This is a genomic window from Neobacillus sp. GCM10023253 (genome assembly GCF_042653105.1).
GTDB classification, from domain to species: domain Bacteria; phylum Bacillota; class Bacilli; order Bacillales; family Cytobacillaceae; genus Neobacillus; species Neobacillus citreus.
Genome location: NZ_JBHSHV010000003.1, coordinates 761,358 through 774,923 on the forward strand (window position 1 = coordinate 761,358; position 13,566 = coordinate 774,923).

12 protein-coding genes are annotated in these 13,566 nt (G+C 40.8%); 10 read left to right on the forward strand and 2 right to left on the reverse strand.

The annotated features are described in order from the left end of the window. The first annotated feature begins 72 nt into the window (after window positions 1–72). The 3 genes from ACFPA1_RS04060 (at window position 73) to ACFPA1_RS04070 (ending at window position 2,569) form a co-directional block, all read left to right on the forward strand. Window positions 73–420 carry a PadR family transcriptional regulator gene (locus ACFPA1_RS04060; protein ID WP_213140481.1) on the forward strand — a complete coding sequence of 116 codons (348 nt, stop codon included), beginning with the start codon at window positions 73–75 and terminating at the stop codon, window positions 418–420. Continuing rightward, window positions 401–1,039, forward strand: coding sequence for an HAAS signaling domain-containing protein (locus ACFPA1_RS04065; protein ID WP_378581398.1), 639 nt, complete (start codon window positions 401–403; stop codon window positions 1,037–1,039). Before ACFPA1_RS04060 ends, ACFPA1_RS04065 begins: the two co-directional genes overlap by 20 nt. 69 nt (window positions 1,040–1,108) lie before the next feature. Beyond that, a complete protein-coding gene (locus tag ACFPA1_RS04070; RefSeq protein WP_378581400.1) occupies window positions 1,109–2,569 on the forward strand; it encodes a DUF4153 domain-containing protein in 1,461 nt (486 codons plus the stop codon). Window positions 2,570–2,644: 75 nt separating this feature from the next. Here ACFPA1_RS04070 and ACFPA1_RS04075 read toward each other — a convergent pair whose 3' ends face one another. Continuing rightward, window positions 2,645–3,436: a TIGR00266 family protein gene (locus tag ACFPA1_RS04075; RefSeq protein ID WP_378581402.1), complete on the reverse strand. Its 792-nt coding sequence runs from the start codon at window positions 3,434–3,436 to the stop codon at window positions 2,645–2,647. A gap of 438 nt (window positions 3,437–3,874) precedes the next feature. On the opposite strand from ACFPA1_RS04075, the gene ACFPA1_RS04080 reads away from it, so the two are divergent. The 6 genes from ACFPA1_RS04080 to ACFPA1_RS04105 all read left to right on the forward strand — a co-directional run bounded on the left by ACFPA1_RS04080 (window position 3,875) and on the right by ACFPA1_RS04105 (window position 11,736). Further along, window positions 3,875–5,623 carry a SulP family inorganic anion transporter gene (locus tag ACFPA1_RS04080; protein ID WP_378581856.1) on the forward strand — a complete coding sequence of 583 codons (1,749 nt, stop codon included), beginning with the start codon at window positions 3,875–3,877 and terminating at the stop codon, window positions 5,621–5,623. 24 nt (window positions 5,624–5,647) lie between these two features. After that, the gene (locus ACFPA1_RS04085) at window positions 5,648–6,004 is read left to right on the forward strand and encodes an ArsR/SmtB family transcription factor (RefSeq protein WP_213140476.1); all 357 of its coding nucleotides are present in this window, start codon (window positions 5,648–5,650) and stop codon (window positions 6,002–6,004) included. 384 nt (window positions 6,005–6,388) lie between these two features. Continuing rightward, window positions 6,389–6,589: a cold-shock protein gene (locus ACFPA1_RS04090; RefSeq protein ID WP_042463935.1), complete on the forward strand. Its 201-nt coding sequence runs from the start codon at window positions 6,389–6,391 to the stop codon at window positions 6,587–6,589. Between the two features lie 183 nt (window positions 6,590–6,772). Beyond that, window positions 6,773–7,918, forward strand: coding sequence for an exonuclease SbcCD subunit D (locus ACFPA1_RS04095; RefSeq protein ID WP_378581405.1), 1,146 nt, complete (start codon window positions 6,773–6,775; stop codon window positions 7,916–7,918). Then, entirely contained in the window at window positions 7,915–11,052 is a 3,138-nt protein-coding gene (locus ACFPA1_RS04100) for an AAA family ATPase (RefSeq protein WP_378581407.1), read from the forward strand. The genes ACFPA1_RS04095 and ACFPA1_RS04100 overlap by 4 nt, the downstream gene beginning before the upstream one ends. Window positions 11,053–11,151: 99 nt before the next feature. Then, on the forward strand, window positions 11,152–11,736 hold the full coding sequence (locus ACFPA1_RS04105; RefSeq protein WP_378581409.1) for a uracil-DNA glycosylase: 585 nt from the start codon (window positions 11,152–11,154) through the stop codon (window positions 11,734–11,736). A gap of 47 nt (window positions 11,737–11,783) precedes the next feature. Here the strand turns inward: ACFPA1_RS04105 and ACFPA1_RS04110 are convergent, their stop codons facing one another. After that, complete coding sequence (locus tag ACFPA1_RS04110; RefSeq protein ID WP_378581411.1) at window positions 11,784–12,647, reverse strand: DUF4097 family beta strand repeat-containing protein; 864 nt, start codon at window positions 12,645–12,647, stop codon at window positions 11,784–11,786. A gap of 333 nt (window positions 12,648–12,980) precedes the next feature. Between ACFPA1_RS04110 and ACFPA1_RS04115 the strand changes: the two genes are divergently transcribed. Further along, entirely contained in the window at window positions 12,981–13,559 is a 579-nt protein-coding gene (locus ACFPA1_RS04115; RefSeq protein WP_378581857.1) for a histidine phosphatase family protein, read from the forward strand. The last annotated feature ends 7 nt before the right edge of the window (window positions 13,560–13,566 follow it).

The following is a 13,566-nucleotide window of genomic DNA, read 5'->3' on the forward strand; positions in this document are numbered from 1 at the left end:
AAAAACCCTTTACAAGGAAAAAATTGTCTTGTAGAATTTCTATATACCTAATAAATCTAGGCAGGTGAAAAAATGTTTAACCGCGAACTGGTAAAGGGAAGCACATCGTTAATCTTATTACAATTATTAAACGAGCGTGACATGTATGGCTACGAGCTGGTAAAGGAATTAGAGCAGCGCAGTGAAAATGGTTTAAGTGTAAAGGAAGGGACATTATATCCCGCGCTCCATAAGCTTGAAAAGCAGGAATACATTGAATGCTATTGGCAGGAGCAGGAGAAGGGACCGGCCCGTAAGTATTATTGCATCACTGACGCTGGAAAAGAAGTGCTCGCAGAAAAAACACAAGAATGGCAGGACTTTGTAAAAGTAATGAATAAAGTTATTGGGAGATCGAAGCATGGAACAGCTGAAGAATAAGTTTCTTAATAAACTGTCCCAAGAACTCGGTACTCACAAAGATAAAGAAAATATTCTTCGCGAATACGAGACCCATATTGATGAAATCATCTTGGAATCCTTTGAAGATACCGCTCATGGGAAGCTTGAGGACCTTTTATTCGCAAGGCTCGGCAGTCCGGAAGAAATAGCTGCCGCATGGAAGGAAGAACTTTCCGTTACTCCTAGCAATATGAAATGGCTGTTCATTCTCCTCAATATTATTTTTTTTGCAGGAGGCAGTTTTCTTACGCTTATACATAATTTGTACCAATGGTCGTGGCTGACATCAATTTGGAATCATCTAACATCCATTCCCACTTTAATTGCCTTCTTGTATATGTTTTTTTGGGCGTTATTGGGTTATGAAATCGGCAAAGGCTTTGGACATGGCGGCCGAAAGCTGCTTAGAAAAACATTTCTTTTATCGCTCATACCTAACTTAATTTTAATGATGTTAACTGTTTTCGAAATCATCCCACATTCATGGTTTGCTCCTTTGTTAACGAAAACATTTATTATTGCTTGTATCATTTTTACGATATTTCTGTACCCAATAAGTATGCTTGGCTATCGCTGGGGGAGGAAAGCGTCGATATAAGCAGTTTTTTTTGCGATATTACCTAGTAATACGATGTATATAGAAAAACAATGTAAATGAGGGATGAATATGGAAAGCAAAATGGAAAAAACGGATTGGCTGTTTTTAGGTTTGTGCTTGTTGCTAGGGATTTTAGCTGAAGAATCATTTTTTCGTGGGCAAGTAGGGATTTCATATTTGGTGTTTCTGATGGCTTTTTATGCGGTCTTTTTTTGGCGGTACCGACGCTTTACGTTTACCCACCAACGATTCGGTTGCCTGGTTCTATGCTGCATCTGGCTTCTGGCCGCAAGCTACTTTTTAAATGATAATAAATTTTTTAATGTATTAAACATTTTAGTGATACCTGCGCTAGTTGTTTTTCATATAGTCATTGTAACAAGTCCGAAAAGTATGCAGTGGAATAAAATCTGGTTTATACCTTATTTGTTTTTTAGACTGTTAGATGCAATCAAGTATAATGCGGCAATGACTAAGTTGATCGGAAGCGGTGTAAAACGAGGAGTGGATGAAGATAAATTTATCATCTGGAAAAAGGTTTTCATCGGTATCCTGATCTCAATCCCAGTCCTATTTGTGGTTTTAAGTCTTCTTATGTCGGCGGATACTCAGTTTGAACGGATTATGGGAGGAATTCCGAATTGGTTCGAGGTATTAGATGCGGAAGGCATAATAAGGTTAATTGTCATTCTTATTTTTACGGCAGCATTCTTTGGGTTTATGCAAATCTTGATTAAAAAGCAAATTGAGGTGATCAAGCAGCCTGAGTTCCAACAGGGATTGAAAGTGGATGCGATTATCACCATAACGGTTCTTTGTTTAATAAATATCGTTTATCTATTATTTACCGTAGTTCAGTTTAAATATTTCTTCAGTGGAACCCTTCAGGGTGATTATACCTATGCGGAGTACGCTAGGAAGGGCTTTTTTGAACTGTTATTCGTCACCATCATTAATTTATCGATCATTGTGGTTGTGTTGACTTTCGTGGGCTTGACATCTCATTTTATAAAAAGATTTACGCAAATCCTGCTGACACTTTTGGTGTTTTCAAGTGCTGTGATGCTATGCTCGGCTTTTATCAGGTTAAGTATGTATGAAGCTGCTTATGGGTTTACCTTTATAAGAGTCATGGCACACTCGTTTATGATATTTTTAGTGTTTATTTTTACCTATACATTGGTGAAAGTTTGGATAGAGCGGCTGTCGTTATTTCATTTTTTCTTTATTTCATCCTTGCTTTATTACACAGTCATGACTGTCATCGATCCTAATCAAATTGTCGTAAGTAAGAACCTCGACCGCTATGAATTAGCAGGGAAAATTGATGTTCACCACTTTGACAGCCTGTCCTATACTGGCGTTCTGGGGTTAATCGACCTTTACGAAAAAGATAAGAATATTGAAGGTTTGACGCAAATTTTAGAAGTCAGGCAGAAGGAGGCCCTAACAAAGGATAGATCATGGCAGTCCTATAATTTAAAAAGAGAGCAGGCATTTATGGAGCTGAGAAAGCTTCATGTTAAATAATACAATACAAAAACCGGGCTGGGCGGCCCGGTTTATTTTCGTTTTCTGCTGAATTAAGGCAATTCCACTGATTAATTAATCGCCATTAAACATATCAAAAAGACCGCGGGCGATGCTGCCTTCATCCTTGCCGCCGCCTCGTGATGGTGCTGCAGCAAATACCCGGCTTGCCAGCCTGCTGAATGGCAGCGACTGAATCCAAACTGAGCCAGGACCACGCAATGTTGCAAAGAATAAGCCCTCGCCGCCGAACAATGCCGTTTTAACGCCTTTTACAAACTCAATATCATAATGGACATCACGAGTCATTGCTACCAAACAACCTGTGTCAACACGCAAACTTTGACCAGGAAGAAGATCCTTTTTAATGATCATTCCACCTGCGTGAACAAACGCCATTCCGTCGCCTTCAAGCTTCTGCATGATAAAGCCCTCGCCGCCGAAGAAGCCAACGCCAATTTTTCGCTGGAACTCAATGCCGACCTGAACTCCTTTTGCCGCTGCGAGAAATGCATCCTTTTGACAGACAATTTTGCCGTTAAACTGACTTAAATCCATCGGAATGATTTTTCCAGGGTAAGGGGAAGCGAAGGATACATGGCGTTTACCTGCACCTGCATTCGTGAAGGTTGTCATAAATAAGCTTTCACCTGTTAACACGCGTTTTCCCGCTGAAAACAGCTTGCCCATTAGGCCGCTGACACTACCTCCAGAACCATCACCAAAAATGGTCTCCATCTGAATATCGTCATCCATCATCATGAAACTTCCCGCTTCTGCGACAACTGTTTCCTGCGGGTCCAGCTCCACCTCCACAAACTGCATATCATCGCCGTAAATTTTGTAATCTATTTCGTGGTTATTCATAAAGGATTCCTCCACTTATAAAAATAAATTCCCAAATATATTTTAAAGGAATTAGGAAAAAAGTGCTAATTTTAATAAAAACAAAATAAAAAAGACGCCTGAAAAATTCAGGCGTCTTTGCGTATTGCGGCGAAAAAACCACACTCCACATTGTGCGCTCCTAAAAGGAATGTTTTCTCGTCTTATGCAATTCAGCTCATCGCTATGCTATTGTACCATAAACAAAAAAAGAAAACAATTGTATATTTTTTAGATAATAAGTATAAAATTTTTCCAATTTTTATACTTAACGCATAAATTCAACTACGTCTCTGTCTTCGTCCTATCGGACTCGCCAATCGACGAGTTTTCATTTAACAATTACTATTGATTATTTTTATCTATTATTATATATTCAAATAATCAGATATACAAAAATAGGTGATAAGAAGGGTGAGTATGTTTACAGACAAAAGATTCCATCATTATTCTTTAAAGAGTGTACCAAAGGATCTGCTCTCAGGGTTGATTGTCGGGGTGATTGCGATCCCCCTTGGTATGGCCTTTGCCATTGCTTCCGGAGTGAAGCCAGAGTATGGAATCTATACGACCATTGTTGCCGGGATTCTTATCTCCTTATTCGGCGGCTCCAAGTATCAAATTGGCGGTCCAACAGGTGCGTTTATTCCGATTTTGTTCGGAATCGTCATGACGTATGGCTATGAAAACCTGCTGATTGCGGGTTTTATGGCTGGAGTAATCCTTGTCTTAATGGGGATATTTAAGCTTGGTTCGCTGATTAAATATATCCCAAGGCCTGTTACCATCGGCTTTACCGCAGGTATTGCGGTAACCATTTTTACAGGACAGATTGCTAGTTTCCTAGGTTTAGAGGGCATCAAAAAGCATGAGGAATTTATTTTAAACATTAAGGAAATTGTTGTGCACCTTGGATCTACGAATATTTTCAGTATTTTAACAGCATTGATCTGTTTGGCAACGATTATCATAACACCAAAAATCGCGCCAAAGGTTCCGGGGCCTTTAATCGGTTTAGTCGTATCAACGGCCGCCGCTTCATTGTTTTATCCTGGTGAGGTAGCAACCATTGGAACGGCCTATGGTCAAATTCCTAGTACGCTGCCCGCTCTGCATGTGCCTGAGTTAAATATGGATATCATCCTAGAATTGATCAGGCCGGCCTTTATTATAGCCATGCTTGGCGGGATTGAATCGCTTCTTTCTGCCGTGGTCGCAGATGGGATGACGGGCGGTCGTCACAACAGCAATAAAGAGCTTGTCGGGCAGGGTATTGCCAATATGATTACGCCATTATTTGGCGGGATTCCGGCGACAGGTGCCATTGCCCGGACAGCAACAAATATAAAAAATGGAGCAGTTTCACCGTTATCAGGGATTTTTCATGGAATTGTGGTACTGCTTGTGTTAATCTTTTTTGCACCATATGCTTCGTTTATTCCACTTGCCAGCATGGCGCCGATATTAATGGTCGTTGCTTGGAATATGAGCGAGCAAAAAGTTTTTGCCCATATTTTTAAAACAAAATCAACGGACTCTCTTGTTCTTGTCGTCACATTTGTATTAACAGTCTTTGTGAACTTGACCGTGGCGGTGGAGGTAGGTTTGGTCATGTCAGCCATTCTGTTTGTCAAACGGATGAGCGACGTCATGATTACGGCTAAAGCGCTGCCCAACCCGCAAACCAATCGGGCCAAGGTGGAAACTGGGATGGTGACCGACACACACGACTGTCCGCAGGTTAGCATCTTTAATATTGAAGGACCGCTGTTCTTTGGTGCAGCCCTTACATTTGAAGAAACGATCATGAATACCATCAATTATCGTCCCAAGATTCTGTTGCTGCGGATGGGCAGGGTTCCATTTATGGACACAACAGGGGAAGCGAATTTGGCAAGTATTGTACGCCACTTTTCCAAAAATGGTATAGTATTAATATCAGGAATAAATCCGCAGCCGGAAAGTGTATTGAAAAAGACGGGGTTATACGAGGTTGTTGGTGAACAACATTTCTTTGCTCATACCGGTGAAGCCATTCAATATGCTTTGAAGGAAATAAATCAAAATAAATGCCTAGGCTGTAAGCATTTTGCATTTAGAGAATGTAAGAAGCTTTCCGGTACAGAGGCAAAAGAGGGAAGCAGACAGAAATTAACGGCTACCTTCTAGTTTTACAGTAAAGGTGATGATGAATTGAATTTAGAAATGCAGCGATTTAAAGCAGAGTTTTTTAAAGCTTTGGCTCATCCATTAAGAATTCGTATTTTAGAAATTCTCGCCGAGGGAGAAAAAAGTGTCAATGAAATACAGACACTTGCGGGCAGTGAAGGCTCGGCTGTTTCACAGCAGCTGCAGGTACTAAGAGCGAAAAATATCGTATCGGGCACCAAGGATGGAAACAAAGTTATCTACACGTTAAAGGATCCTATGATTATCGACCTGTTAGCAGTAGCAAGACAGATTTTCAACAATCATTTGGTCGATACCATCACCATATTGGATAAGTTTAAAGAAGAGGAAGAAGTACCAGCAGTTACGCCGAAGAATTGAATTCTTCGGTTTTCCTATTTAAATAGTTAACCAGTCACGACTTTTCCGAAAGGAAAGCCTAAATATTTTTCTTCAAAAAACGACATATGATTCTTGTTTTCTTCCTCATCTGATAGATTAATAAGTAAATTATTATTGTTAGAATAATAAAAAATCATGGGATTGGCAATAATCATGTCGGTTTATGTCGTCTTGCCCTTCCTTGACTTTCCTACTAAATAATGATAAATTGTAAACAGCCGTTGCACGAGATTAGATTTATGTAATATGCTTGATCAAGGTTTTGACCGAAGTTTGGATGAAGTAATGAGTAAAGCTATCTGCGTTGTAATTTGGTGAATTTTACACATGGCTTTTTTCAAGCCAATAGGAGGATTTTTTTTTATGAAAAACGGTAAAGTAAAATGGTTTAACTCAGAAAAAGGTTTCGGATTCATCGAAGGAGAAGACGGAAACGACGTATTCGTACATTACTCTGCAATCCAAACTGAAGGTTTCAAAACTTTAGAAGAAGGCCAAGAAGTTTCTTTCGAAGTAGTTGAAGGAGCTCGTGGACCACAAGCTGCTAACGTAACTAAGAAGTAATTTTATCAAACTAACTATAACAGTCTGGTACTTGTACCGGACTGTTTTTTATTGTCTCCCCACACAATGGATATTATCCCCCCATCTTCCAAAAAACATAACCCATTTCCAAGGCAAGCCTGCTATATATTTTGCTATAATAATAGTATTGTATAAACGTATTTAAAACATGGAGTGATGCAGATGAAATTTATCCATACCGCTGATTGGCATTTAGGAAAATTGGTACACGGCGTTTACATGACGGAAAATCAACGCGAGGTCCTATACCAATTCGTGGACGTAGTTGCGGAGGAGAAACCAGATGCAGTTGTCATTGCCGGTGATCTTTACGACCGTTCTGTTCCTCCTACCGATGCCGTTGAACTTCTTGACGAAATCCTTTTTAAAATAAATGTTGAATTAAATACCCCGATTGTAGCCATTGCCGGAAATCATGACAGCGCGGAGCGCCTTTCGTTTGGCAGTTCATGGTACAAGCACAGCCAATTTTATTTATCAGGCAAACTCACGAACAGCTTTGATCCAGTTCGGATTAACGGGGTAAACTTTTATCTCGTACCGTACGCAGAGCCTGGGGTCGTACGCCAGCTTTTAGAGGATGACTCCATCCACTCCCATCAAGAAGCGATGAAGAGGATGATTGGCAAAATCGAAGAAACTTTAAACCCGAATGAACCGAATGTTTTGGTTGGACATGCCTTTGTATTAGGCGGAGTTCAATCCGATTCTGAACGAATCTTATCCGTTGGCGGCTCAGGATGCGTCGGCGCAGAATTGTTTGAGCCATTTTCTTATACGGCATTGGGCCACCTTCACAGCCCTGATGCGATTACCCACGAAAAGGTTAAATATTCTGGCTCTCTGTTAAAATATTCTTTTTCCGAAGCCAAACAAAGAAAGTCTATTTCCATCATTGAAATGGATGAGAAGGGAAACTTTGAACACCGTTACCGTTCTCTTACTCCATCACATGATATGCGCGAGATGGAGGGATATCTTGAACAACTGCTCGACCCGCAATTTTATGAAAAAGAACGGACCCAAGACTATTTAAAAATTAACCTATTAGATGAAGGAGCTCTTATTGACCCAATTAATAAGCTGCGCCAAGTATACCCGAACGTGCTTCATTTAGAGCGGAAAATTGAGATGACCGATTTAAAGAAAAAACAATCCTTCAATGCCCTTCGAAGTGAGAAAAAGTCGGAAATCGATTTGTTTGAACAATTTTACAACGAGATGACAACGTCTGAATTTACAGTGGATAAAAAAGATGCCATGTCAGAAATCATCGATAAAGTGTTGAAGGGGGCAGGCTCAAGATGAGACCGTTAAAACTAACGATTAAAGCATTTGGCCCTTATGCTGAAACGGAAGTGATTGACTTTACGGAACTGGGCAATCGGACGATGTTCGTCATATCTGGAAAAACGGGTGCTGGAAAAACGACGATTTTCGATGCGATTAGCTATGCCATTTACGGTAAGGCAAGCGGCGAGGATCGTAACGGTCCCGAACTCCGGAGTCAATTTGCCAAGGATGATTTGCTGACCGAGGTTTCTCTGGATTTTTCATTAAGGGGCAAGGTCTATTCCATTACCCGCTCGCCTCAGCAGTTGAAACCAAAGGAAAAAGGTGACGGCTACACTTCAATTGGTGCAAAAGCCGAATTATATATGTGGGACGCCGAAGGGGAGAAAAAGCTGTTAGCCTCCAAAATCAACGATGTAGAGGAAAAAATTAAAGAAATCATGCTGATTGATGCCAATCAATTCCGGCAGATCTTAATGATACCTCAAGGCGAATTCCGCAAGCTGCTAACATCAGACAGTAAGGATAAGGAAGTCATATTGCAGCGGCTGTTCCATACGCAGCTTTATAAAATGGTTGAGGATAAGCTGAAAGAGGAAGCGAATGAACTGAAAAAGTCCGTTGAAGACCAAGTACAGGCTAGGAACGAAGCCATTCGTCGGATTCAAGCAGTGACCAATGATGAACTTCGGGAATATGTAGCAGCCGGAAGTGACAATGACACCATCATAATGCCGTTATTGACAGCTGAAATTGCCGGTATGGGGGAATTATTGGGGCAGTTGTCTGAAGAGTTAAAGGAAAAGGTAAAGCAGCAGGATGCTCTTAAAGGCATGTTGTTTGAAGCAGAAGAGACGCTTAAACAGCTGCAAAAGAAGGAAGAACTGAAGGAAAAGAAGGCTCTTTTGGAATCTCAGGTTGATTTGTTCTTGGAAAAAGAAACGCAGGTTCAGCGTGCCCAAAAAGCGGCCCTTTTAGCCAAACAGGAAGAGTTATGCCATCGTTTGAAGAGCGAGTTGGATCGATTAAATGCTAATGTTGCTACACTAAAAGCGGAGGTAGGAAATTTAACTAGCCTCAAGGCACAGTCAGAAATAAGCCTCCAGATGGAACTCGAAAGAGAAGCAGACCGGCAATCAGTACAAGAGGAAGTAAACCGGTTAGTTAACATGAAAGAGGATGTTTATTCATTTGCATCTTTAATGAAAGAGGTTGGTAAGGTAGAAACCTCCTTGCAAACCTCAAGAAACAACCAGGTGAAAACGGAACGTAATCTTGAATTAACAGAACAACAGTTAAAACTCCTTCAACAGCAAAAGGAGGAAATTGAAAAAGGCCAGCTGGCATTTGTTGAAAATAAACAGCTGATTGAAAAACTGCAGTCAGAGCTTGAGCGTCTTGACAAATTTGAAAACTTGCTTGGCCGCCATCACAAGGCTAAACAGGAACTGCAAATAATTACAGGGCGATATGAAAATACGGCTGCCAGATTTCAAGATGCAAAGGCCCTTGTGGAAGAACTGGAGCAAAAATGGCTGCATGGACAGGCTTCTCTTTTAGCCGCACAATTGCACAAGGGGGAAGCTTGCCCGGTTTGCGGTTCTGAACATCACCCTGCTAAAGCCGTCCTGCACGATGGAAGTGTTCCAAGTGAAGAAGACATGAAGGCAGCGAAAGCACAAGCGGCTAAATGGGAAAAAGAAAAATCTCTTGATGAAGCAAAGCTTTACCAGTGTCAGTCTGCAGAAAATACACAAAGGGAAACAGTAGAGGAAGTCCTAAAGGAAATTCGCGGTTACCGTGCTGAGTTCTCCGAACCTGATTTACCACTTCTGAAATCGGAGCTTCTCGCTGAGAAAAATAGTCTGCAGGAAACGCAACGAAAATTAGCGGAAAAAATGAATAGGCTCGATTTGGTTAAGAGGGATCTGGGGAATCAGGAATTAGAAAAACAAAAGCTGCAAAAGGCGATTCAACTATTAGGACAAGAAGTTTCGGAACTGACAGTTCAATATACTGAGAAGAAGACAATTCTGACTAGAATGATGAATACAATTCCGGAGAATCTCCGTTCTGAATCAGCGTATGAAAAAGCACTCACCATCTCTAAAAACCGCTATGATGCGCTAATTAAACAGTTAGAAGAGGCACAACGGCATTTGCAATCCGTAAATGCAAAGCTTGCTGCCGAATCTGCAAGATTGCAGGACGCCGAAAAGCACTTTGATTCTAAACAGCAGGAATTAACCACTGAACGTGAGATTTTTAAGAATAAATTGGTGGAACAGGGCTTTGAAAACTATAATGTCTATCATGCGTCAAAACTTTCTGAAGCTGTGATTCGCGGCCTTGAAGCAGAGATTCGCGGGTTTAGGGAGGAATTACGTTCTGTTTCCGACCGATTGAATGAATTAACGGAAAAATTAATGAATGTGAAAACTCCAGATGTGGACGGGCTTAAAAATGAGCTTGCGATCATTGACAGTGAAATAGCGGCGTTAAACCGCAATTATACGGACCTTTTTGTGAAAAAACGGGATAACGAAGAAATCTTCAACCGTGTGGAAAAATTAAATGAAAATATGAAGGTCCTTGAGGAACGGTATAAGCTGATTGGACATCTTTACGAGATTACGAAGGGCCAGAATAGCTTTCGGATTACCTTTGAACGGTATGTGTTGGCAGCTTTCTTGGATGATATTTTACAAGAAGCTAATCACAGATTGAAGAAAATGACGTCAGGCCGTTTCCAGTTGCTGCGAAAAACAGACCGTGCTAAAGGGAATGCCCAAAGCGGCTTGGAATTGCTGGTATTTGACCAATACACAGGCCAGGAACGCCACGTTAAAACATTATCAGGCGGAGAAAGCTTTAAGGCTTCCTTGTCACTTGCGCTTGGTCTGGCAGATGTGGTACAAAACTATGCCGGCGGGGTTTCGCTCGAAACCATGTTTATCGATGAAGGATTCGGTACACTAGACCCTGAATCACTTGAACAGGCGATTGAAGCGTTAATGGATATCCAAAGCAGCGGGCGCTTGGTCGGAATCATTTCGCACGTTCCGGAATTAAAGGAACGAATTGATGCAAGACTTGAGGTTATCGCGGGGCAAGCCGGGAGTCGGACGGAGTTTGTGTTTACGAATTAACCAAAAGCGAGTGGGGAAACCCACTCGCTATTTTTCGTATTTATATAAATGGAAAAAGGTTAAACTACCATTAGTTTTTAAAATGGCTGGAGGGATAACATGTCAGACTTTTGTCCAATATTGTGGCCGGAAGAGCCAACTCCGGAAGACTTAAAAAACTGCAGTGAGTGCGGCTTAGATAAGCATGGTTCACGGATGGTTTGGGGAGAGGGGAACCCGGAAGCCCCGATTATGATAATTCTTGATAACCCGGGAGCCCGCGAGGACAGGGAAGGAAATCCATTCGTATGTGGGACTAGGCAAACTCTTCAAAAGGCTGCCCATCATGTTGGTTTCACCATGGACGATTTGTACGTGACCTTTATTTTAAAAAGAAAACCGGTAAGAGCCTATGACAAAGAACATACGCGTGAAACATGCATGATTCATCTAAAGCAGCAGCTGGAGGAAAAGCAGCCTAAGTTGATTCTTTGCTTTGGAAACGTAGCGGTTCAATCCTTTTTCGGCAATCCGGAAGCAGAGGTAAAATTGCTTCGTGGTGCCATTCATGAAATTAAGGGTTACCCTACTGCCGTCGGCTATCATCCCTTAGCAGTCAGGCGCCGTCCTAATCTTTGGTCAGTGTTTTTGGAGGATTGGAAGGTTGCTGCAGAATACTACCATTCAAAAAGCGGCACTCATTAACAAGCGCCGCTTTTTTAGAAGGTTAGGAAACCATATACATAGAGTGATTAATATATATGAATGATCCCGCTTGAAACATCAAAATCAACAGCATGCTTTCCAGACCCATGTGTACCATTGATGCTGTCTTTATCCTGGACTTTTTCTTTCAATTGCAAGTCGCATTTAATCAAGCCGCTGCTAAACCCGCCATCTAATTTAAAATCAGCATCATCCGGCAGGTCAAGATTAACTAAACCTGAGCTGACATCCATTTTGACGGAATCCCTTAATTTATCAACTTGAACCGCCAGCTTCCCCGAGCTGACGTCGGCAGCTAATGCACCAGAATAATGCTTAATGTCGAGAACTCCAGAACTGAGATCAAATATACCTTTATCAGCTTTAACAAAATTGATGTCTGCCTTTCCTGATGAGACGCCCTGATTAAGCTCTTTCACATCGAGATTGTTAAGCTTTATATATCCAGATCCGATATCAACAGTTAATTTTTGTAATTGCATTGGTTTAGTTTTGGATTCCCCGGAAAAAGTTAAATATCCGGCTCCAAGATCAATGGTCATATCTCTATTGTATTCCTCCGGAATGTAGATTTTTAGGTTGCTTTTGTTATTTCCCCAATTGAACCATGTAAACCATTTGCTCTTTAGCGAAACCTCTACAGCATCCCCATTGTCATTAACAGTCAGCTTTTGTTTGCCTTCATAAACCGCCTTTAAATCTTTCCGGTCTTCAGGAATAATGGTTGTCTTGACACTGCCCACATCTACCTTGATCACCTTCGTATCATTGGTAATGGCAACTTGCCCATCATTTTTACCTGAACCAAATACATCGAATGTGTAGGATTGGTTAAAAACAATATATAAGCCGGTTATAACCAATAGTAGTATTAAAATTCTCTTCATCATTTCCATCCCCTTATCTTTCATACATCTTCTATATATAGCATAAGAAATCCTTTGATTTTCCACGATGTACCAGGGGTTTATTTTCAACTAAGACTTGAGGTGTATTTATAATTGGTAAAAAAGCAGTCCAATTTACATTTGAATGACTTCAGGAAATTTACAATTATAAAAATTTGAAGGAAAATATAATTAGATTGCGGTGGCTAAGTTTGGAAGGTTAAATTGTATAAGCAATTGATTTTTAAACTATATATAAATAAACAAATGAATGGATTAAAGAAGTGGCCGCTTAAAGCAAGAGTTCCCATTAATGATTGAAAGGTGAGGATTAACATTACGAAGATTTGCATCGTACGACACGGGGAAACTGAATGGAACGCTATAGGAAGACTACAAGGAAGATCGGATATCCCCTTAAACGCGAAAGGGATCAAGCAGGCCGAGGAAAGTGGAGAATACCTAAAAAATTCACAATGGGATGTTATTATAACCAGTCCATTACAACGAGCAAAAAAGACAGCGGAAATTATCAATACTTATATAAATGTTCCTTTAGTTGTGATGGACGATTTTAAGGAAAAGTCCTTTGGTGACGCAGAAGGAATGACAATTGAAGAAATTAGGACTGCTTTCCCTGACAGAAATTATACGAATCAAGAAAGTGCAGATGCCCTGATTAAACGTCTTATCGGAGGACTGGAAAAAATTAAACACAACTACGAGGATAAAAACGTTTTGCTAGTCGCCCACGGCGCCGTTATCAATGCCATTCTCGCCCATTTGTCAGATGGGGAATTAGGCTACGGAAAGTCGAGGATTGATAACGCTTGTCTTAATGATATTCATTTTGAGGAAAATGGCTGGATCATTAAAGCTTATAATCGGGTTGAACATCTTTCTCATAATGAATAGGCGATCG